We start from the raw sequence: 19,942 nt of genomic DNA, 5'->3' as shown, positions 1-19,942 counted from the left end.
TTCGTTGCCTGTCAGGCAGCGAAGATCTCAGGTCAGCTCGAAGGTATCGGCATCCAGATTCGCCGGGAACCGTGTGCGATACGCTGCCAACTCCGCAGCGCTCAGCACGACCTGAAATACCCCGTCGGCCTCACCGGCACCGAGCAGTGTCTCGCCCTGGAAGTCCAGCACCTGGCTATCACCGGTATAAGCAAAGCCTTTACCGTCAGTGCCAATCCGGTTCACCGCCGCGACATAGCAGAGGTTCTCGATGGCCCGCGCCGGCAGCAAACGGTTCCAGTGCTGACGCCGTGCACCCGGCCAGTTCGCGGTGTACAGCAGCAGGTCGGTGTCTTGCGCATCGCGGCTCCACACCGGGAAACGCAGGTCGTAGCAAATCAACGGACGCACCCGCCAGCCCTTGAGCTCGAACTGCACCTGATGCTCGCCGGCGGTGTAATGTTTGTGCTCGCCGGCCATGCGGAACAGGTGACGCTTGTCGTAATGCAACACCTCACCGCCCGGCTGCGCCCACAACAGTCGATTGCGATAGCTGCCATCGGCCGCCTGGACAATCACGCTGCCGGTAATCACCGCGTCAAGTTTGGCGGCCTGCGCTCGCAACCATTTACTGGTCGGGCCGTTTTCCGCTTCAGCGAGGGTGGGCGACTCCATGGAGAAGCCGGTGGTGAACATCTCCGGCAGCACGATCAGATCGGCGCCCCGCGCCTGCTCCAGCAACTGTTCGAAATGCTCGAGGTTGGCCTTGCGGTCATGCCAGGCCAATGTGGTCTGGATCAACGCAACATTCAGATTGGGCAAGGTCGTCAGATCGCGCATAGTTTCTCCGCTGCCTGACGCAGCGTCTCCTCACGCTTGGCAAAACACAGGCGCACCAGACGCTGTTCCGGCAGCGGGTTCTGGTAAAACACCGAAATCGGGATCGCCGCCACGCCATGCTCGCGCGTCATCCACTTGGCCATCTCGACATCGTTCAGGTCCGGGCGGATTTGCGAATAGTCGACCAACTGGAAATAGGTCCCGGTGGCCTTGGTAAAGCTGAACCGCGAAGGTGCCAGCAAATCACAGAACAGATCACGCTTGGCCTGATAGAAACCCGGCAACTCTTCGACATGCTCCGGGTGCTCGGCCATGAAGTCGGCCAGCGCGTACTGCAACGGGGTCACACCGCAGAAACTGACGTATTGATGCACCTTGCGCAGTTCTTCCGTGAGCGCCGGTGGCGCGACCACGTAGCCGGTCTTCCAGCCAGTGACGTGATAGGTCTTGCCAAAAGAACTGACCACGAAGGCCCGCTGGTACAGCTCTTCGTGAGCCAAAACGCTGGCATGCGCTACACCGTCAAACACCAGGTGTTCATACACTTCGTCGCTGATCAGGTAGATATCGCGGTCGCGGATCAAGGCCGCCAACTGATCCAGCTCGGCACGCGAGATCAGCGCACCACTCGGGTTATGCGGCGAGTTGAGGATGATCATTCGCGTGCGCGGGCTCAGTGCTTCGCCGAGCTTCTGGAAGTCGATGGCGAAGTCCTTTCCGCCCAATGGCACATGCACGCAACGACCACCGGCCAGCGCCACCGAAGGCTCATAACTGTCGTAGGCCGGATCGAAGACGATCACTTCGTCACCGCTGTGGATAACCGCCGCAATGGCGCAGAAGATCGCCTGGGTCGCGCCGGGGGTGATGGTCACCTCGGTGTCGGCATTGACGCTCACGCCATAGCTGCGAGCGATCTTCGCCGCCACTTGCTGGCGCAGCGCCGGCAGGCCGGTCATCGGTGAATACTGGTTATGGCCATTGGCGATATGCCGGCCGACCGCATCGCACAAGGCTTGCGGAGCATCGAAATCGGGGAAGCCCTGGGACAGGTTGATCGCGCCGGTCTGTGCCGCGAGCTGAGACATTTGGGTGAAAATAGTGATGCCGATATTCGGCAGCTTGCTGGTGATCATCGGTGATTCCCTACTGAACACCCGACGCTAACGGCGGCGCGGGAGAGCCCGAGGATAGCTCAAACGCCAGGCACGAAAAAGGGCGCCATAGGCGCCCTTCTTCTAATACAGCCGCCACCTTAACCTGTGGCGAGGGAGCTTGCTCCCGCTGGGCCGCGAAGCGACCCCAAAACCTGGAACCGAGGTTATTCAGATAGAACGCATCCGCTGATTTTGCGACTGCTTTGCAGTCGAGCGGGAGCAAGCTCCCTCGCCACAAAAGCCCATCCCGACGGGACGAGCCGGCGCACCAATCAGCGCTTGTCGCGACGCTTCTTGTCGGCTTTCTTGTGGTGCGTCATCAAGCGGCGCTTCTTGTTGACCTGGCGGTCCGTAAGCGTGTTCTTGTTGCCTTCGTACGGGTTCTCGCCACCTTTGAACTCGATGCGGATCGGCGTACCGACCAGCTTCAAGACACGACGGTAGGTGTTTTCCAGGTAACGGACGTAAGACTTTGGAACCTTCTCGACCTGGTTACCGTGGATCACGATGATCGGCGGGTTCGCACCACCCAAGTGGGCATAACGCAGCTTGATCCGACGGTTGTTGACCATCGGCGGCGCGTGCTCACCAACAGCATCTTCGAGAATCTGGGTCAGGCGGTTGGTCGGCCAGCGGGTAACCGCGGACTTGAACGAGTTCTGCACCGACGCGTAGAGGTTGCCCACGCCAGTACCGTGCAGGGCCGAGATGAAGTGGATGTCGGCGAAGTCGACGAAGAACAGCCGACGTTGCAGCTCGACCTTCACGAAGTCGCGCTCGCTCGGCGTCATGCCGTCCCACTTGTTGATCGCGATCACCAACGCCCGACCCGCTTCCAGGGCAAAGCCCAGCAAGTTGAGGTCGTGGTCTACCACGCCTTCGCGGGCGTCCATCACGAAGATCACCACGTTGGCGTCTTTGATCGCTTGCAGGGTTTTGACCACGGAGAATTTTTCGACTTCTTCGTGGATCTTGCCGCGCTTGCGCACACCCGCGGTGTCGATCAGCGTGTACTTCTCGTCGTTACGCTCGAACGGGATGTAGATGCTGTCGCGGGTGGTGCCTGGCTGGTCATACACGATCACCCGGTCTTCACCGAGCATGCGGTTGACCAAGGTCGACTTGCCGACGTTCGGGCGGCCAATGATAGCGATCTTGATACCGTCTTTTTCGCTCGGGCCCGGAATGCGCTTGGCTTCCTCGCCTTCGGCAACGATCTCTTCTTCGCCGTCTTCCGGCTCTTCGCTGTCTTTAGGGAAGTCGCTCAGGGCGATTTCCAGCATCTGGGTGATGCCACGACCATGGGCACCGGCGATCGGGATCGCGTGGCCCATGCCCAGCGGGGCGAACTCGGCGCGGGCCATTTCAGGGTCGATGTTGTCGACCTTGTTGGCAACCACGTAAGAACGCTTGTTACGCTTGCGCAGGTGCTCGGCGATCATCTGGTCGGCCGCGGTAAAACCGGCCTTGGCATCTACCAGGAACAGAACGACATCCGCTTCTTCAATGGCCAGCAGCGACTGCTCGGCCATTTTTTCGTCCATACCGTGTTCGTCACCGGAGATACCGCCGGTGTCGACCAAAATGTAGGAACGCCCTTGCCACTTGGCCTCACCGTATTGGCGATCACGGGTCAGACCGGACAAGTCGCCGACGATGGCGTCACGAGTCCTGGTCAGGCGGTTGAACAAGGTGGACTTGCCGACGTTCGGTCGGCCCACCAGGGCGATTACGGGAACCATGCGGCTCTCCACTTCGTTATTTCAGAAAATACAAAAGCCGCTGCGAGGCAGCGGCTGGTGCTCGGGGCAGCACTTGATGTGCTGCGAGCCTTGCAGAACAAGGCCGCTTGGGGAACTAACCCCAAGCATAGTCAAACCATTACTTGATGGTCAGGGCTTCCAGTTTGCCGCTGTTGCCATACACGTAAATCATGTCACCCACCACCAGCGGACGGGCACGCAGGCCGTCGCTGTCGATGCGTTCACGGCCGACGAAACGACCGTCCACCTGACTCAACAGGTGCAGGTAACCTTCCAGGTCACCGACTGCAACGTAGCTGGAGAACACTTCCGGTGCCGACAGTTGACGGCGGACCAGCGAGTCGTTGCTCCACAAAGAGGTGGTCGAACGCTCGTCGACGCCTTCAACAGTGCCCGAAGACAGGCTGATGTAGACGCTGCCGAAACCTTGGGCGACACCGGCATAGCTGGAAGCATCACGCTGCCAGAGCTGACGACCGCTTTGCAGGTCCAGGGCCGCTACGCGCCCCTGATAGCTGGCGACATAGATCTTGTCGCCGGACAGCAGCAAGCCACCATCGATATCGACCACGCGCTCCAGCTCCGAGCGACCCTGTGGAATCGCAATGCGCTGCTCCCACACCGGCACGCCGTTGGAGATATCCAGCGCCACGACTTTACCGGTCGACAGGCCGGCAATCGCCAGGCGGTTGGTCACGATCGGCGCACTGGTGCCGCGCAGAGTCAGGACCGCTGGCGTGCTGTCATATAACCAGCGCTGGTTACCGGTGGAAGCATCCAGGCCGATCAGTCGATCGTCCTGGGTTTGCACCACCACCACATCACCGTTGTTGGCAGGCGGCGCGAGGACTTCACTGGTCACGCGAGCGCGCCATTTCTCTTCGCCGGAGCTTGCATCCAGGGCAACCACTTCGCCCTTCAGCGTGCCGATCATGACCAGACCGTAACCCACGCCAACGGCGCCGGACACAGGCAACTCAAGATCTTTCTTCCATTTGACGTCGCCGTTCATGCGGTCCAGCGCCATCACCACGCCTTTGACGTCAGCAGCATAGATGGTGTTGCCATCGATGGCCGGCACCAGCATGTTGTAGGTCTCGCCCTGGCCGTTACCGACCGAACGGCTCCACTGCTTTTGCAGGACCACTTCTTCCTTGAATTTGACCAGCTCGGCCGGCGGCAATTCTTTTTTGCTGTTGCTGCTGCAACCCGCGGCCAGAATGGCCAGAGCCAGCAATGCTGCATGTTTCCAACGGATCACGTCACGCATCCCCTTTGGCCAGGTCGTCCAGCTTGATTTGTAAGCCACCGACCGCCGCTTCATCCGACAGCGCAGCCTTGGCTTTTTGGTAAGCAGCATGGGCTTCATCGGTACGACCCAACTGGACCAGCAGGTCACCCTTGAGTTCTTCGCGAGTGGCCAGGAATGCCTGATCGGCATCACCTTCGAGCAATTTCAGTGCTTCGTCAGCCTTGTTCTGTGCGGCCAGAACCTGAGCCAGACGCTGACGCGCCACTTCGCCCAGCGCCGGGTTGGCAGGTTTGTCAGCCACAGCCTTGAGCTGGCTTACAGCGTCATCCAGCTTGCCGCTGTCGACCGCGACTTTCGCCACGAACAGGCTGCCGTATTGGGCGTAAGCCGTGCCGCCGAACTCGCTGTTGAGCTTGCTGGCGAGGTCCGCTACACGGGCCGCGTCAGGCTTGCCGTCCGGGGTCAGCGTGGTTTCCAGCAGTTGCTGGTAAAGCATCGAGGCGCCTTGCGACTGATTGCTCTGATACTTGTGGAACGCCTGCCAGCCGAACACGATGACCAGCGCCAACAGGCCGCCGGTTACGAGAGGTTTGCCGTTACGCTGCCACCAGTCTTTGAATTCCGCCAGATGTTCGTCTTCGGTACTCGACACCCCAATACTCCTTAATCGCTAAATCGGCTGTTTGACAGCTTCAACCCTGCACGACGCAGGTGGCCAGGTGAGCGGCAAGCGCATCCCAGGCAATGCTTTGTTGTTCGCCCTGGCCACGCAGGGGTTTGAAACCTACCACTTGCTGGGCCATTTCGTCGTCACCGAGGATCAATGCGTACAGCGCACCGCTCTTGTCGGCCTTCTTGAACTGACTTTTGAAGCTGCCTGCACCGGCATTGATCTGCAGACGCAGGTTTGGCAACTGATCACGAACCCGCTCGCTCAGTGTCAGAGCGGCCAGTTCGGCAGCCTCACCGAAGGCGCACAGGTAGACATCAACCTGCCGGGAGATTTCTTCCGGGATCTGCTCCAGGGTTTCGAGCAGCAGCACCAGGCGCTCGATGCCCATGGCGAAACCAACGCCCGGCGTCGGCTTGCCGCCCATCTGCTCGACCAGGCCGTCGTAACGGCCACCCGCGCAGACAGTGCCCTGGGCGCCGAGTTTGTCGGTGACCCATTCGAATACGGTTTTGCTGTAGTAATCCAGCCCGCGCACCAGCTTCGGGTTGATCACGTAAGGAATGCCGGCAGCGTCCAGACGAGCCTTGAGGCCCTCAAAGTGCACGCGGGATTCTTCATCGAGGTAGTCGGCCATCTTCGGTGCATCGACCAGCGCCGCCTGGGTATCGGCGTTCTTGGTATCGAGCACTCGCAGCGGGTTGGTTTTCAGGCGGCGCTGGCTGTCTTCGTCCAGTTGGTCCAGGCGTGCCGTCAGGTACTCGACCAGTGCATCGCGATAACGAGCGCGAGATGCGCTGGTGCCCAGGCTGTTGAGCTCGAGCTTGACCGCGTCACGGATGCCCAGCTCGCCCCACAGGCGCCAGGTCAGCACGATCAGTTCGGCGTCGATGTCCGGGCCATCAAGGTTGAAAACCTCGCAACCGATCTGGTGGAACTGGCGATAACGGCCTTTCTGCGGACGCTCGTGGCGGAACATCGGGCCGATGTACCAGAGTTTCTGCACCTGGCCACCGCCGGTGATGCCGTGCTCAAGCACTGCACGCACGCAGGCCGCTGTGCCTTCAGGGCGCAGGGTCAGCGAGTCGCCGTTACGGTCTTCGAAGGTGTACATCTCTTTTTCGACGATGTCGGTCACTTCACCGATGGAGCGTTTGAACAGCTCGGTGAACTCGACGATCGGCATACGAATCTGCTTGTAACCGTAGTTATCCAGCAGACGCGAAACGGTGCCCTCGAAATGACGCCACAGCGGGGTCTGTTCGGGCAGGATGTCGTTCATGCCACGTATGGCTTGCAGAGACTTGCTCACTTTAAATCCTTAAATTCGTTCGATCAGCCGCGAGCGATTACTGCTGCGTCGGCTTCGACCTTTTCGGCCGCTTTCTGGCGGATCAGCCTTTCCAGCTCATCCACCAGATTGTCATTCGTCAATTTCTGCGACGGCTTGCCGTCGATGTAAATCAGGTTCGGCGTACCGCCAGTCAAACCGATATGGGCCTCTTTGGCTTCACCGGGACCGTTGACCACGCAACCGATGACCGCGACATCCAGCGGCACCAGCAGATCTTCGAGGCGCCCTTCCAGTTCGTTCATGGTTTTCACCACATCGAAGTTCTGCCGCGAGCAACTCGGGCAGGCGATGAAGTTGATGCCACGGGAACGCAGATGCAGGGATTTGAGAATGTCGTAGCCGACTTTCACTTCCTCGACCGGGTCAGCCGCCAACGAGATGCGAATAGTATCGCCAATCCCTTCGGCGAGCAGCATACCGAGGCCCACGGCGGATTTCACTGTGCCTGAACGCAAACCGCCGGCTTCAGTGATGCCCAGGTGCAGTGGCTGGACGATTTCCTTGGCCAGCAGACGATAGGCTTCGACGGCCATGAACACGTCGGAGGCCTTCACGCTGACCTTGAAGTCCTGGAAGTTCAGGCGTTCAAGGTGCTCGACGTGGCGCAGGGCCGACTCGACCAGCGCGGCCGGTGTCGGCTCGCCGTATTTTTTTTGCAGGTCTTTTTCCAGCGAACCGGCGTTAACGCCGATACGGATCGGAATCCCCCGGTCACGGGCGGCATCGACCACCGCGCGCACACGGTCTTCACGACCGATGTTGCCCGGGTTGATCCGCAGGCAATCGACGCCCAGTTCGGCTACGCGCAAAGCGATCTTGTAGTCGAAGTGAATGTCGGCAACCAACGGCACCTTGACCAGTTGCTTGATGCGACCGAAGGCTTCGGCCGCGTCCATGTCCGGAACGGAAACCCGCACGATGTCGACACCGGCCGCTTCCAGACGATTGATCTGGGCCACGGTGGCGGCAACGTCATTGGTGTCGCTGTTGGTCATGCTCTGTACAGCGATAGGCGCATCACCGCCCACCGGTACCGAACCAACCCAGATCTTGCGGGATTCGCGACGTTTGATTGGAGATTCGCCGTGCATGACTTATTGACCCAACTTCAGGCGAGCAGTCTCGCCACTGGTGAACGGAGCTACATCGACCACTTGCCCGTTGTAGCTGACCTGCGCGCCACGGGCGTAGCCCAGGCGTACTGTAAACGGTGGTTTACCGCTGACGTCGGCGGTTTCGCCCTTATGCTTGAGAGCGCTCAACAGCACTTTGCCGTTGCCATCGGTGACTTGCGTCCAGCAGTTGGCAGAGAACTGAATCCGTACCTGGCCCGCGCCAGCAACCGGAGTGGCCGGGGCAGCAGCCGAAGCCGTGGGTGCTGGCGCGGCGGCCACGACGGGCGCTGGCGCAACAGCCACAACCGGTGCCGCTGGCGTCGCAACAACCGGGACAGGCGCGGTGCGCACTGGAGCGGCAACCGGGGCTGTCGGTGCAACCACCGGGGCGGCCGGCGTCGGTGCTTCGACCGTTGCCTGAGCTTCGGCAGGCGCCTGGCCTTCAGGCAATGCCAGAGGCGTCCCGGCTTCGGCCTGGCCTTCTACCACGGCCTGATCTTCCGGCTCGTCGAGCGGATGGATCTGCGTGGTGCCATCGGCGCCTTCGACTTCGACGTGTTCAGGGCTGAGACCATTCAGGTCCTTGGTGCGCAATGAGGTTTGATCCTGCCACCAGACAAAACCGCCCCCCACCACGGCCATCAGCAGCAACAGGCTGACGATGCGCAAAATGGTGTGGGAGACCCGCGATGGTTCTTCGATACGCCCAAGGCTGTGCACGTTGCTGCCCTGGGAATCGGTGCCGGTGTGCTGATCGAACTGTTGAACCAGTACGGCCTGGTCCATACCGAGCAATTTGGCGTAAGCACGGATATAGCCGCGAGCAAAGGTATGCCCCGGCAGCTTGTCGAAAGCGCCGTCTTCCAGATTCTTCAAGGAATTGACGGTGAGATTGAGCTTGAGCGCTACTTCCGCCAGCGACCAACCATTGCCTTCGCGGGCCTGACGCAGGGTCTCTCCGGGGTTTACGCGAGTCGCTGCTACAACTTCTGGATGCGCCGCTTTCATCATTGCTCCGACAGGTATTGCTGATATTCCGGAGTACCGGGATAGAGTCGTTTTAATTGCAGGCCAAAACTGGCGGCCTTGTCGCGATCTTCGAACACTTTGGCCAGCCGAACGCCGAGCAATAGACTACGTGCATTTTGCTCGGCGAGCAGGCTAAAACGATCGTAATAGTCACGCGCGGGCACATAATGCCTGTCTTCGTACGACAACTCAGCCATTTCCAGCAACGCCCGTGGCTGTTGGCGGTTCAGACGCAGGGCTTTTTCCAGTTGCTGACGGGCCAGATCCCGCTGGCCAAGCATCGAAGCCGTCATACCGAGGTTCTCGAAAACCCGTGAACGCTCAGGATAAAGGCTATCGGCAGCCGCTTGTTCAAAGCGCTCGTAAGCTTCTTTGTAACGTTTCTCTTCAAAGAGAAAGCTGCCGTAGTTGTTCAGGATACGAGCATCGCCAGGACGGCCGGACAATGCCTTGCGAAAATGCTGATCCGCGAGCTCGGGCTCCATCTCGGCCTGAAACACCAGGCCCAACGCCGCGTTGGCATCCGGGTCGGCGCTATCCAGTTCGAGGGCCTTCTTCAACGGAACTTTCGCCCGTTCGGTCATGCCCTGCTGCAGATACCCCACACCCAACTGCACATACGCAGCACGCGCCTCATCGCGCCCCTTGCTGGTTTTCATCGGATTGAAATCACCCGACAGAACACAACCAGCCGACAGGCTGGCGAACAGCAGAAGCAGCGCTAGGCGCAGTGACATAGAGATCCTCTCTTAAGTACGATTCGCAGCGTCTTGCGGCATATCGTTGTCGGCGCTCAACTCACGCACGGCGATATAACGTTCGCTACGACGGGTGCGATCCAGCACCTGTCCTACCAATTGGCCACACGCAGCGTCGATGTCTTCGCCACGGGTGGTGCGCACGGTGACATTGAAGCCAGCGTGATGAAGTTGATCCTGGAAACGACGGATGGCGTTGTTGCTCGGCCGCTCGTAACCGGAATGGGGGAACGGGTTGAACGGAATCAGGTTGATCTTGCAAGGTGTGTCCTTGAGCAACTCGATCATTTCAACCGCATGCTCGACCTTGTCATTGATGTCCTTGAGCAAGGTGTACTCGATGGTCAGCACGCGCTTTTCGCCCAGGGACGACATGTAGCGGCGGCAGGACTCGAGGAGCATTTTCAGCGGGTACTTCTTGTTGATCGGTACCAACTGGTTACGCAGCGCATCGTTCGGTGCGTGCAGGGACAACGCCAGGGAAACGTCGATGTGCTTGGACAGCTCATCGATCATCGGCACCACGCCCGAGGTCGACAGGGTCACACGACGCTTGGAAATGCCGTAGCCCAGGTCGTCCATCATCAAGTGCATGGCGGCAACGACGTTGTCGAAGTTCAGCAGCGGCTCACCCATGCCCATCATCACCACGTTGGTGATGGCACGGTCGGCGGTTGCCGGGATGCTGCCGAACGATTTATTGGCAATCCACACCTGGCCGATGACTTCGGCGGCGGTGAGGTTGCTGTTGAAACCTTGCTTGCCGGTGGAGCAGAAACTGCAATCCAGGGCACAGCCTGCCTGGGACGAAACGCACAGAGTGCCGCGCTTGCCCTGGGGAATGTAGACGGTCTCGACGCAGCTGCCGGACGCCACGCGCACCACCCACTTACGGGTGCCGTCGCTGGAGATGTCCTCGCTGACCACTTCGGGGCCGCGAACTTCGGCAATAGCCTTGAGCTTGTCGCGCAAGGCCTTGCTGACGTTCGTCATGGCGTCGAAATCATCGACGCCAAGGTGGTGAATCCACTTCATTACCTGACTGGCACGGAAACGCTTCTCCCCGATTGAGTCGAAGAATTTTTCCATTTCCGGCTGAGTCAGACCCAGCAGGTTAGTTTTTGCAGTCGATGTAGTCATGGATTCACCTTCACTCATAAGCCAATGCTTAGCGAGTGGTTACTTCAGTAGCTGCGAAGAAGTACGAGATTTCGCGAGCAGCAGCGGCTTCGGAGTCCGAACCGTGCACAGCGTTGGCGTCGATGGAGTCAGCGAAGTCAGCGCGGATGGTGCCGGCAGCAGCTTCTTTAGGGTTGGTAGCGCCCATCAGCTCACGGTTCAGAGCGATAGCGTTTTCGCCTTCCAGAACCTGAACGACAACCGGACCGGAGATCATGAAAGCAACCAGGTCGCCGAAGAAACCACGAGCGCTGTGCTCAGCGTAGAAGCCTTCAGCTTCAGCCTTGGACAGTTGCTTCATTTTCGAAGCTACAACGCGCAGGCCAGCTTTTTCGAAACGAGTGGTGATCTCGCCGATGACGTTTTTTGCAACTGCATCAGGCTTGATGATGGAGAAAGTACGTTGAACAGCCATGGTGTAACTCCAGAAACGGTAATTTGCGAAAAATTAAACCCGCGAATTATACGCGGGTTCTTGGGTATTGCCTAACGGCGTACAGTGCGTTCAGTCTGCTTCTTCGATCCAGGCCGCTTGAATCGCTTCAAGCACCTTCTCACCACCGCGGGTCGGATCATCACTGAAGTCCGGCAGGGCCATGACCCAGCTGTGCAGATCGACGAAGTTCACGTAACGCGGATCCACATCCGGCTTGCTGTCAGCCAGCTGGATCGCGATTTCCAGCACATCAACCCATTTAAGACTCATGCCAGTTCCTTGAATCAGTGCGGCGCTTCGGCGGCGTGGTTGAGCGAGTATTTAGGAATTTCAACGGTCAGGTCTTCAGTCCCGACGATTGCCTGGCAGGTCAGGCGCGATTGCGCTTCCAGACCCCAGGCCCGATCAAGATAGTCTTCTTCCAGCTCATCGGCCTCATTCAGCGAGTCAAAGCCTTCGCGAATGATGCAGTGGCAGGTGGTGCAGGCACAGACGCCGCCGCAGGCGCTCTCAATCTCGATATGGTTCTCATGAGCCACTTCGAGAATGGACTTGCCGGTCTCAGCCTCTACGACCATACCGTCCGGGCAATGCTCGGCGTGTGGCAGAAAAATGATCTGCGGCATCAGTTATTCCTCGATTTCATTCAGGTTGCGCCCCGCCAGAGCGGCTTTCACCGTCGAGTCCAGGCGGCGGGCAGCAAAGGCATCGGTCACTTGCGACAGACGCTTGGTCTGCTGCTCGATGGCGTAACCATCGGTACCTTTCATCAATTCGCTCAGTTCCTGCATCTGCAATTCGATGACCATGCGTTCTTCGGCGTCGAGCAGGCGCTCGCCGTCGACATCGAGGGCGCCTTGCACCGCTTCGATCAAACGCTGGGCATCGACTTGCTGCTCACGCAGTACGCGGGCGACCTTGTCGTCGTTGGCGTGCTGGAACGATTCCTTGAGCATGCGGGCGATTTCGCCGTCGGTCAGGCCGTAGGACGGCTTGACCTGAATGCTCGCTTCGACGCCCGAACCCAATTCGCGGGCAGCCACGCTGAGCAAGCCATCGGCATCGACCTGGAAGGTCACGCGAATCTTCGCCGCACCCGCGACCATGGCCGGAATGCCGCGCAATTCGAAGCGCGCCAGGGAGCGGCAATCGCTGATCAGCTCGCGCTCGCCCTGCAGCACATGAATCATCATGGCCGACTGGCCGTCTTTATAGGTCGTGAAGTCCTGAGCGCGAGCGACCGGGATGGTGGTGTTACGCGGAATCACCTTCTCCATCAGACCGCCCATGGTTTCCAGCCCCAGGGACAACGGAATCACGTCGAGCAGCAGCAGTTCGCCGCCATCGCGCTTATTGCCCGCCAAGGTATCGGCCTGGATCGCAGCACCAATGGCCACCACTTGATCCGGATCGATCTCGGTCAGCGGCTGACGACCGAAGGCTTCAGCCACGGCATCGCGAACACGCGGCACGCGGGTCGAACCGCCGACCATCACCACTGCTTTCACGTCTTCCAGCTCGACACCGGAATCACGCACGGCGCGGCGGCAGGCTTTCAGGCTACGAGCAACCATCGGCTCGATCAGCGCATCAAAGGCTTCGCGGGTCAGCTGGGATTTCCAGCCGTCATAGGCGACTTCGACCGTCGCCGCATTAGTCAGGGCTTCTTTGGCTGCACAGGCCGTTTGCAGCAGATGACGTTGCGCACCAGGATCGAGGTCGGCGGACAGGCCCGCGCTCTCGATGATCCAGCCAGCAATCGCGTGATCGAAGTCATCGCCACCCAGGGCGCTGTCGCCACCGGTGGCCAGCACTTCAAACACACCGCCGGTCAGACGCAGAATCGAAATATCGAAGGTGCCGCCGCCCAGGTCATAGATGGCGACCAGGCCTTCGGCGTGTTGATCCAGACCATAAGCCACCGCCGCAGCGGTCGGCTCGTTGAGCAAACGCAGCACGTTCAGACCGGCCAGCTTGGCCGCATCCTTGGTTGCCTGGCGCTGTGCATCATCGAAGTAAGCCGGAACGGTGATCACTGCACCAACCAGTTCGCCGCCCAGCGTCAACTCGGCGCGCTGACGCAGCACCTTGAGGATATCGGCGGAAACTTCGACCGGGCTTTTCGGCCCTTGCACGGTGTCGATGAACGGCATGTGCGACTCGCCATCGACAAAGCGATACGGCAGCTGTTCGCCCAATTGCTTGACGTCGGACAGACCACGACCCATCAAGCGCTTGACCGACAACACCGTGTTCAGCGGATCGGTAGCGGCTGCCAGCTTGGCGGACTCGCCGACCTCGACACGGTCAGCGTGATAGCGCACCGCAGACGGCAGGATGACCTGCCCGTCAGCGTCGGCCAGTGGCTCGGAAAGACCACTGCGCAACGCAGCGACCAGCGAATTGGTAGTGCCCAAGTCGATCCCCACAGCCAGACGACGCTGGTGCGGTTGAGGACTTTGGCCGGGTTCGGCGATCTGCAGTAGGGCCATCGTTATCAGGACTTATCTGTATATCAGGCGTGCGACCGAGGCGGCACTGGGTTAATCGTCGAGGCGCTCTTCTAACTGGCGCACTTCGTAGGTGAGCTTGTCGAGGAACTGCATGCGCCGCATCAGGCGTTCGGCCTGTTCACGCTGCACTGCATCATTCCAGCAAGCTGCGAAGCTTTCGTTCAGTACATCCTGAGCGACCTTCAGGCGGCGCTTGAATACCACAATCCCGGCCAGATCGGCACTGTCTTGCAGGTCTTCGAGCTCTTCGCGCCATTGCATCTGCTGCAGAAGAAATTCCGGATCATGCACCGTGACCTCCAGCGGCAGCTCGCGACCACCCATGGCGAGCAGGTAACGCGCGCGCTTGGGGGGACTTTTGAGCGTCTGGTAGGCCTCGTTGAGGCTAGCGGATTGCTCTAGCGCCAGCCGTTGCTCACGCTCGGAAGCGTCAGCAAAGCGGTCTGGATGAACGCCGCGCGCCAACTCACGGTAGCGCGTAGCCAGCTGATCGAGGTCCAGATTGAAGCTCGGTTGCAGCTCAAATAATGCGAAATGACAAGGAGTCCCCACGAGCAGCCTCAGATGTTGAAGCTTTCGCCGCAGCCACATTCACCGCGTACGTTGGGATTGTTGAACTTGAAGCCTTCGTTCAACCCTTCCTTGACGAAATCGAGCTCGGTGCCGTCCAGGTAAGCCAGGCTTTTCGGATCGATGATCACTTTCTCGCCATGACTGACGAAGACCTGATCGTCGGCCCCTACCTCATCGACAAACTCCAGCACGTAGGCAAGGCCGGAACAGCCCGTGGTGCGAACACCCAGACGAATCCCATCACCCTTGCCGCGCCCGTCGAGGGAGCGTCGCACGTGTTGAGCAGCCGCTTCTGTCATGCTGATAGCCATCGGTGACTCCTTACTCGTCGCCAATACTTGAAAGTCAGATCAAGCCTTTCTTCTGCTTGTAATCGCGAACGGCAGCCTTGATGGCGTCTTCAGCGAGTACCGAGCAGTGGATTTTCACTGGCGGCAAGGCCAGTTCTTCAGCCAGCTGGGTGTTCTTGATGGTCTCTGCTTCGTCCAGAGTCTTGCCCTTCATCCACTCGGTAGCGAGGGAGCTGGAGGCAATGGCAGAGCCGCAGCCGTAGGTCTTGAACTTGGCGTCTTCGATGATGCCTTGCTCGTTGACCTTGATTTGCAGGCGCATAACGTCGCCGCATGCTGGAGCGCCGACCATGCCGGTGCCGACATCAGGATCTTCCGCGTCCATCTTGCCGACGTTACGCGGGTTCTCGTAGTGGTCGATGACCTTTTCGCTGTAAGCCATGATTCAATCCTCACTCATCAGAGAGTCGCTCTTGGAGCCCTGCAAGCCAACCTTTCAACCGGCTTGCAAAGCCCCTGTGCGGCGACTTAATTCGTTAGTGTGCCGCCCACTCGATCTTCGAAATGTCGACGCCGTCTTTGTACATGTCCCACAGCGGCGACAGAGCGCGCAGCTTGGTGACGGCCTCGCAGACTTTCTGCGCGGCATAATCGATTTCTTCTTCGGTGGTGAAGCGGCCGAAGGTGAAGCGAATCGAGCTGTGTGCCAGTTCGTCGTTGCGGCCCAGGGCGCGCAGTACGTACGAAGGCTCAAGCGACGCCGAGGTGCAGGCCGAACCGGACGATACCGCCAGGTCCTTGAGCGCCATGATCAGCGACTCGCCCTCAACGTAGTTGAAGCTCAGGTTCAGGTTGTGCGGAACACGGGCGGTCAGGCTGCCGTTGACGTACAGCTCTTCGAGGCCTTCGACCTGCTTGAAGAAACGATCGCTCAGGGCTTTGATCCGAACGTTTTCGCTAGCCATGTCTTCCTTGGCTACACGGAAGGCTTCGCCCATGCCAACGATCTGGTGAGTGGCCAGGGTGCCGGAACGCATGCCGCGCTCGTGACCGCCGCCGTGCATGGTCGCTTCAAGGCGAACACGCGGCTTGCGGCTGACGTACAGTGCGCCGATGCCTTTAGGACCGTAGGTCTTGTGGGCCGAGAAGGACATCAGGTCGACTTTCAGCTTTTGCAGGTCGATCTCGACCTTGCCAGTGGACTGCGCAGCGTCGACGTGGAACAGGATGCCCTTGGAACGGGTCAGTTCGCCGATGGCTGCGATGTCGTTGATGGTGCCGATTTCGTTGTTCACGTGCATGACCGACACCAGGATGGTGTCATCGCGCAGCGCGGCTTCGATCATCTCAGGCGTTACCAGACCGTCTTCACGAGGATCGAGGTAGGTGACTTCGAAACCTTCGCGCTCCAGTTGGCGCATGGTGTCGAGGACCGCCTTGTGTTCGATCTTGGTGGTGATCAGGTGCTTGCCTTTGGTGCCATAGAAATGCGCGACACCCTTGATTGCCAGGTTGTCGGACTCGGTGGCACCGGAGGTCCAGACGATTTCACGCGGGTCGGCGTTGACCAGGTCGGCGACCTGGCGGCGAGCGTTTTCGACCGATTCTTCGGCTTTCCAGCCGAACACGTGGGAGCGGGACGCCGGGTTACCGAAGTTTCCGTCGACCAGCAGGCATTCACTCATCTTTTGCGCGACACGCGGATCAACCGGGGTGGTCGCAGAGTAATCAAGGTAAATCGGCAATTTCATGGACTCTCTCCTAATTCAGGCTGGCTGGCGTGCCGCTAGCTCTTTGGCTGTCATTCGACGGCGGACGCTTCAATCTTGTCCAGACGCGACGCCTTGCTGTTGCAACGACGCTGGTCCTGACGCTGGGCTACTTCTTGCACTTCACGGCGAGTGACAAGGTCAGCCAAGCTGATACCGCTCAGAAATTCGTGGATTTGCAGGCTCAGATCACACCACAAATGGTGGGTCAGGCAGGTGTCGCCGCCATGGCAATCACCCAGCCCCTGGCATTTGGTTGCATCGACCGATTCGTTTACCGCATCGATCACCTGAGCGACCTGGATGCCCTGCATGTCACGCGATAGCTGGTAGCCACCGCCTGGTCCACGGACACTGGAAACCAGATTGCTGCGGCGCAATTTGGCGAAGAGCTGTTCGAGGTAGGACAGGGAAATGCCTTGGCGCTCAGAGATATCGGCCAGGGACACCGGGCCATGTTGCGCGTGCAACGCCAGGTCAAGCATGGCGGTGACAGCGTATCGGCCTTTTGTAGTCAGTCGCATGGACAATTACCACGGAGTTACGGGATGGGGGCGAGTATGCAATTCCCGAGTATTCAAGTCAACTATAAGACCTAGTACTTTAGTCAGGTTTACCCGCAAAAGAGCGCGCGCACTATAGCAGGATCTGCCACCTAATGGCACACCGCTCAACGCCGCACCATTGCCTGATTGCGCCCCCATGCGGAGTCGTTAGCTGGCCTGGCTTTCATCTTTGCCTTTGACGCAGGCGAAGTCTTCTTCGCGCAGCTCAGGCAAGTCCTTGGCACAGTAAGGGCTGCCCAGGTCCTTGAGCGCGCCGCACATGCCTTCCAGTCGACCATCGACCGCTTGCAAGTGATCCAGCAACTGACCGATGGCACGCGCCACCGGGTCCGGCATGTCTTCACTGACGCCGTAGGCATCAAAACCAATCTTCTCGGCCATGGCCTTGCGCCTGGCTTCCAGCTCATCATCGGACTTGACGATAATCCGCCCCGGAATTCCGACCACTGTCGCCCCCGCCGGCACAGCCTTGGTCACCACCGCATTGGAGCCCACCTTGGCCCCCGCCCCCACGGTGAACGGCCCCAACACCTTGGCGCCTGCCCCTACCACTACGCCATCTTCCAGCGTCGGGTGGCGCTTGCCTTTGTTCCAGCTGGTACCGCCGAGGGTCACGCCCTGATACAGCGTCACGTCATTGCCGATCTCGGCGGTTTCACCGATGACAATGCCCATGCCGTGGTCAATAAAGAAGCGACGACCGACCTTGGCGCCCGGATGAATCTCGATCCCGGTCAACCAGCGGCCGAAGTTCGATACCAACCGCGCCAGCCATTTCCAGCCCATGCCCCACAGAGCAGCAGACAGTCGATGAATCCAGATGGCGTGCATGCCGGGGTAGCAGGTCAACACCTCAAACGCATTACGTGCCGCCGGGTCACGGTGGAAAACGCTCTGGATATCTTCACGCAAACGCTCGAACATCATTAATCCTTCCGTTTAAGAAGCTCACCACGGGCCGCTTTTTGGGTTTCCGTGAGGATGCCACGCAAAATATTCATTTCAGCCCGGCTGACCGAGCTTCGTCCGTACAACCGACGCAGGCGCGCCATCAAGTGCCGCGGTTTTTCCGGATCGAGAAATTCGATGGCCACCAGTGTCTGCTCCAGGTGCTCATAGAATCGCTCAAGCTCATCCATGGTCGCCAGCTCGCCACTCTTGGTCGACGCCACTTCTTCCTTCTCGATCTTGCTTGGCTGACCTTGGGCCGCCAGCCAGGACATGCGCACTTCATAGCTCAACACCTGCACCGCCGCCCCAAGGTTCAGCGAACTGAACTCAGGGTCTGATGGGATGTGCACGTGATAATGACATCGCTGCAGCTCTTCATTGGTCAGGCCGGAATCTTCACGACCAAAGACCAAAGCAATCTCAGCACCTTGCGCTGCCTCCTCAACCACCTTCGTCCCGCATTCACGGGGATCGAGCAGCGGCCAAGGGATACGACGGTCACGCGCACTGGTGCCCAGCACCAGGTTGCAACCGACCAGCGCATCTTCCAGCGTGGCGACGACTTGGGCGTTTTCCAGGATGTCACCGGCACCGGAAGCTCGCGCATCGGCTTCGTGGTGCGGGAACAACCGCGGCTCGACCAGCACCAGTCGCGACAGCCCCATGTTCTTCATGGCACGCGCAGCCCCGCCGATATTCCCCGGATGGCTGGTATTGACCAGGACGACACGAATGTTCTGCAGCAAAGGAGGCGCTCTCTGACAGGGAAATTAGGGAGCAAATCTTACAGTTCATCCTACCGTTAAGCTATGAAAGCGAACGTCGACCTTCACCTGTAGAAACTTTCTGATAGAATGCTCGGCTTTCTTTAACAACCTTAGGTGACACATCCATGCAGCCCATGCTGAATATCGCGCTGCGCGCCGCCCGCAGCGCCAGTGAATTGATTTTCCGCTCCATCGAGCGCCTGGATACCATCAAGGTCGACGAAAAAGACGCCAAGGACTACGTGTCCGAAGTGGATCGCGCTGCCGAACAGAAAATCATCGACGCGCTGCGCAAGGCTTACCCAAATCATTCGATCATGGGTGAAGAGACCGGCATGCACGCAGGCAACGGGATCGAAGGCGAAGAATACCTGTGGATCATCGACCCACTGGACGGCACCACCAACTTCCTGCGCGGCATTCCTCACTTCGCTGTCAGCATCGCCTGCAAATACCGCGGTCGCCTGGAACACGCAGTGGTTCTGGACCCGGTTCGCCAGGAAGAATTCACCGCCAGCCGTGGTCGTGGCGCTCAACTGAACGGTCGTCGCCTGCGCGTCAGCGGTCGCACCAGCCTGGACGGCGCCCTGCTGGGTACCGGCTTCCCGTTCCGTGACGATCAGATGGACAACCTCGACAACTACCTGGGCATGTTCCGCGCCCTGGTTGGCCAGACCGCCGGCATCCGCCGCGCTGGCGCAGCGAGCCTGGACCTGGCTTATGTAGCTGCCGGCCGTTTCGACGCCTTCTGGGAGTCGGGCCTGTCCGAGTGGGACATGGCTGCAGGCGCCCTGCTGATCCAGGAAGCTGGCGGTCTGGTGAGCGACTTCACCGGCGGTCACGACTTCCTTGAAAAAGGCCACATCGTTGCCGGTAACACCAAATGCTTCAAAGCAGTACTGACGGCCATCCAGCCGCACCTGCCAGCCTCGCTGAAACGCTAAACGCCAGGCACAAAAAAGCACCCTTCGGGGTGCTTTT

At 59.4% G+C, this 19,942-nt stretch carries 22 protein-coding genes; 1 reads left to right on the top strand and 21 read right to left on the bottom strand.

The window, feature by feature from the left end:
- Positions 1-27: 27 nt before the first annotated feature.
- From AO353_RS15920 to trmJ, 21 genes are all read right to left on the bottom strand, one after another.
- Entirely contained in the window at positions 28-819 is a 792-nt protein-coding gene (locus tag AO353_RS15920; protein WP_054595812.1) for an amidohydrolase, read from the bottom strand.
- Positions 807-1,955 (bottom strand): pyridoxal phosphate-dependent aminotransferase, encoded by a 1,149-nt coding sequence (locus AO353_RS15915; protein WP_054595811.1) that lies wholly within the window; start codon positions 1,953-1,955, stop codon positions 807-809. Before AO353_RS15915 ends, AO353_RS15920 begins: the two co-directional genes overlap by 13 nt.
- A 293-nt stretch (positions 1,956-2,248) precedes the next feature.
- Positions 2,249-3,718, bottom strand: coding sequence for a ribosome biogenesis GTPase Der (gene der, locus AO353_RS15910; protein ID WP_054595810.1), 1,470 nt, complete (start codon positions 3,716-3,718; stop codon positions 2,249-2,251).
- A 139-nt stretch (positions 3,719-3,857) separates the two neighbouring features.
- A complete protein-coding gene (gene bamB / locus AO353_RS15905) occupies positions 3,858-5,009 on the bottom strand; it encodes an outer membrane protein assembly factor BamB (protein WP_054595809.1) in 1,152 nt (383 codons plus the stop codon).
- Positions 5,002-5,643, bottom strand: coding sequence for a tetratricopeptide repeat protein (locus AO353_RS15900; RefSeq protein ID WP_054595808.1), 642 nt, complete (start codon positions 5,641-5,643; stop codon positions 5,002-5,004). Before AO353_RS15900 ends, bamB begins: the two co-directional genes overlap by 8 nt.
- 40 nt (positions 5,644-5,683) lie before the next feature.
- A complete protein-coding gene (gene hisS, locus AO353_RS15895) occupies positions 5,684-6,973 on the bottom strand; it encodes a histidine--tRNA ligase (RefSeq protein WP_054595807.1) in 1,290 nt (429 codons plus the stop codon).
- A 23-nt stretch (positions 6,974-6,996) separates the two neighbouring features.
- On the bottom strand, positions 6,997-8,106 hold the full coding sequence (ispG, locus tag AO353_RS15890) for a flavodoxin-dependent (E)-4-hydroxy-3-methylbut-2-enyl-diphosphate synthase (protein ID WP_054595806.1): 1,110 nt from the start codon (positions 8,104-8,106) through the stop codon (positions 6,997-6,999).
- Positions 8,107-8,109: 3 nt separating this feature from the next.
- On the bottom strand, positions 8,110-9,138 hold the full coding sequence (locus tag AO353_RS15885) for a RodZ domain-containing protein (RefSeq protein WP_054595805.1): 1,029 nt from the start codon (positions 9,136-9,138) through the stop codon (positions 8,110-8,112).
- The gene (pilW, locus tag AO353_RS15880) at positions 9,138-9,896 is read right to left on the bottom strand and encodes a type IV pilus biogenesis/stability protein PilW (protein ID WP_054595804.1); all 759 of its coding nucleotides are present in this window, start codon (positions 9,894-9,896) and stop codon (positions 9,138-9,140) included. The genes AO353_RS15885 and pilW overlap by 1 nt, the downstream gene beginning before the upstream one ends.
- Positions 9,897-9,908: 12 nt before the next feature.
- A complete protein-coding gene (gene rlmN / locus AO353_RS15875) occupies positions 9,909-11,057 on the bottom strand; it encodes a 23S rRNA (adenine(2503)-C(2))-methyltransferase RlmN (RefSeq protein ID WP_019693463.1) in 1,149 nt (382 codons plus the stop codon).
- Between the two features lie 28 nt (positions 11,058-11,085).
- Positions 11,086-11,511 carry a nucleoside-diphosphate kinase gene (gene ndk / locus AO353_RS15870; RefSeq protein ID WP_054595803.1) on the bottom strand — a complete coding sequence of 142 codons (426 nt, stop codon included), beginning with the start codon at positions 11,509-11,511 and terminating at the stop codon, positions 11,086-11,088.
- 90 nt (positions 11,512-11,601) lie between these two features.
- Complete coding sequence (gene iscX / locus AO353_RS15865) at positions 11,602-11,802, bottom strand: Fe-S cluster assembly protein IscX (RefSeq protein ID WP_054595802.1); 201 nt, start codon at positions 11,800-11,802, stop codon at positions 11,602-11,604.
- Between the two features lie 14 nt (positions 11,803-11,816).
- Entirely contained in the window at positions 11,817-12,158 is a 342-nt protein-coding gene (gene fdx / locus AO353_RS15860) for an ISC system 2Fe-2S type ferredoxin (protein WP_054595801.1), read from the bottom strand.
- Positions 12,159-12,161: 3 nt separating this feature from the next.
- The gene (hscA, locus tag AO353_RS15855; protein ID WP_054595800.1) at positions 12,162-14,024 is read right to left on the bottom strand and encodes a Fe-S protein assembly chaperone HscA; all 1,863 of its coding nucleotides are present in this window, start codon (positions 14,022-14,024) and stop codon (positions 12,162-12,164) included.
- Between the two features lie 51 nt (positions 14,025-14,075).
- Positions 14,076-14,597: a co-chaperone HscB gene (hscB, locus tag AO353_RS15850; RefSeq protein ID WP_054595799.1), complete on the bottom strand. Its 522-nt coding sequence runs from the start codon at positions 14,595-14,597 to the stop codon at positions 14,076-14,078.
- Positions 14,598-14,605: 8 nt separating this feature from the next.
- Entirely contained in the window at positions 14,606-14,929 is a 324-nt protein-coding gene (gene iscA, locus AO353_RS15845) for an iron-sulfur cluster assembly protein IscA (protein WP_019693468.1), read from the bottom strand.
- Positions 14,930-14,963: 34 nt separating this feature from the next.
- On the bottom strand, positions 14,964-15,350 hold the full coding sequence (iscU, locus tag AO353_RS15840; protein WP_003443374.1) for a Fe-S cluster assembly scaffold IscU: 387 nt from the start codon (positions 15,348-15,350) through the stop codon (positions 14,964-14,966).
- Positions 15,351-15,444: 94 nt separating this feature from the next.
- Entirely contained in the window at positions 15,445-16,659 is a 1,215-nt protein-coding gene (locus tag AO353_RS15835) for an IscS subfamily cysteine desulfurase (RefSeq protein ID WP_054595798.1), read from the bottom strand.
- 50 nt (positions 16,660-16,709) lie between these two features.
- Positions 16,710-17,201 (bottom strand): Fe-S cluster assembly transcriptional regulator IscR, encoded by a 492-nt coding sequence (iscR, locus tag AO353_RS15830; RefSeq protein ID WP_054595797.1) that lies wholly within the window; start codon positions 17,199-17,201, stop codon positions 16,710-16,712.
- A gap of 189 nt (positions 17,202-17,390) precedes the next feature.
- Positions 17,391-18,167, bottom strand: a complete 777-nt coding sequence (gene cysE / locus AO353_RS15825) for a serine O-acetyltransferase (RefSeq protein ID WP_054595796.1) — start codon at positions 18,165-18,167, stop codon at positions 17,391-17,393.
- Positions 18,168-18,169: 2 nt separating this feature from the next.
- Positions 18,170-18,940 (bottom strand): tRNA (cytosine(32)/uridine(32)-2'-O)-methyltransferase TrmJ, encoded by a 771-nt coding sequence (trmJ, locus tag AO353_RS15820; protein ID WP_054595795.1) that lies wholly within the window; start codon positions 18,938-18,940, stop codon positions 18,170-18,172.
- A gap of 146 nt (positions 18,941-19,086) precedes the next feature.
- Here trmJ and suhB point away from each other — a divergent pair, with 146 nt between their 5' ends.
- On the top strand, positions 19,087-19,905 hold the full coding sequence (gene suhB, locus AO353_RS15815) for an inositol-phosphate phosphatase (RefSeq protein ID WP_054595794.1): 819 nt from the start codon (positions 19,087-19,089) through the stop codon (positions 19,903-19,905).
- Positions 19,906-19,942: the final 37 nt, after the last annotated feature.

Source organism: Pseudomonas fluorescens (genome assembly GCF_001307155.1).
GTDB classification, from domain to species: domain Bacteria; phylum Pseudomonadota; class Gammaproteobacteria; order Pseudomonadales; family Pseudomonadaceae; genus Aquipseudomonas; species Aquipseudomonas helvetica.
Note: the sequence above shows the minus strand (reverse complement) of the source record. Positions and strands in the feature narration are given on the sequence as shown.

Excerpts from the sequence above, each read along its gene's own strand:
- AO353_RS15915 (WP_054595811.1), bottom strand. The coding sequence starts at position 1,955 with ATGATCACCAGCAAGCTGCCGAATATCGGCATCACTATTTTCACCCAA.
- iscU (WP_003443374.1), bottom strand. The coding sequence starts at position 15,350 with ATGGCTTACAGCGAAAAGGTCATCGACCACTACGAGAACCCGCGTAAC.
- hscA (WP_054595800.1), bottom strand. The coding sequence starts at position 14,024 with ATGGCCCTACTGCAGATCGCCGAACCCGGCCAAAGTCCTCAACCGCAC.
- suhB (WP_054595794.1), top strand. The coding sequence starts at position 19,087 with ATGCAGCCCATGCTGAATATCGCGCTGCGCGCCGCCCGCAGCGCCAGT.
- fdx (WP_054595801.1), bottom strand. The coding sequence starts at position 12,158 with ATGCCGCAGATCATTTTTCTGCCACACGCCGAGCATTGCCCGGACGGT.
- AO353_RS15885 (WP_054595805.1), bottom strand. The coding sequence starts at position 9,138 with ATGAAAGCGGCGCATCCAGAAGTTGTAGCAGCGACTCGCGTAAACCCC.
- AO353_RS15835 (WP_054595798.1), bottom strand. The coding sequence starts at position 16,659 with ATGAAATTGCCGATTTACCTTGATTACTCTGCGACCACCCCGGTTGAT.
- ispG (WP_054595806.1), bottom strand. The coding sequence starts at position 8,106 with ATGCACGGCGAATCTCCAATCAAACGTCGCGAATCCCGCAAGATCTGG.
- iscA (WP_019693468.1), bottom strand. The coding sequence starts at position 14,929 with ATGGCTATCAGCATGACAGAAGCGGCTGCTCAACACGTGCGACGCTCC.
- iscR (WP_054595797.1), bottom strand. The coding sequence starts at position 17,201 with ATGCGACTGACTACAAAAGGCCGATACGCTGTCACCGCCATGCTTGAC.
- iscX (WP_054595802.1), bottom strand. The coding sequence starts at position 11,802 with ATGAGTCTTAAATGGGTTGATGTGCTGGAAATCGCGATCCAGCTGGCT.
- bamB (WP_054595809.1), bottom strand. The coding sequence starts at position 5,009 with ATGCGTGACGTGATCCGTTGGAAACATGCAGCATTGCTGGCTCTGGCC.
- cysE (WP_054595796.1), bottom strand. The coding sequence starts at position 18,167 with ATGTTCGAGCGTTTGCGTGAAGATATCCAGAGCGTTTTCCACCGTGAC.
- ndk (WP_054595803.1), bottom strand. The coding sequence starts at position 11,511 with ATGGCTGTTCAACGTACTTTCTCCATCATCAAGCCTGATGCAGTTGCA.
- AO353_RS15920 (WP_054595812.1), bottom strand. The coding sequence starts at position 819 with ATGCGCGATCTGACGACCTTGCCCAATCTGAATGTTGCGTTGATCCAG.
- der (WP_054595810.1), bottom strand. The coding sequence starts at position 3,718 with ATGGTTCCCGTAATCGCCCTGGTGGGCCGACCGAACGTCGGCAAGTCC.
- pilW (WP_054595804.1), bottom strand. The coding sequence starts at position 9,896 with ATGTCACTGCGCCTAGCGCTGCTTCTGCTGTTCGCCAGCCTGTCGGCT.
- rlmN (WP_019693463.1), bottom strand. The coding sequence starts at position 11,057 with ATGACTACATCGACTGCAAAAACTAACCTGCTGGGTCTGACTCAGCCG.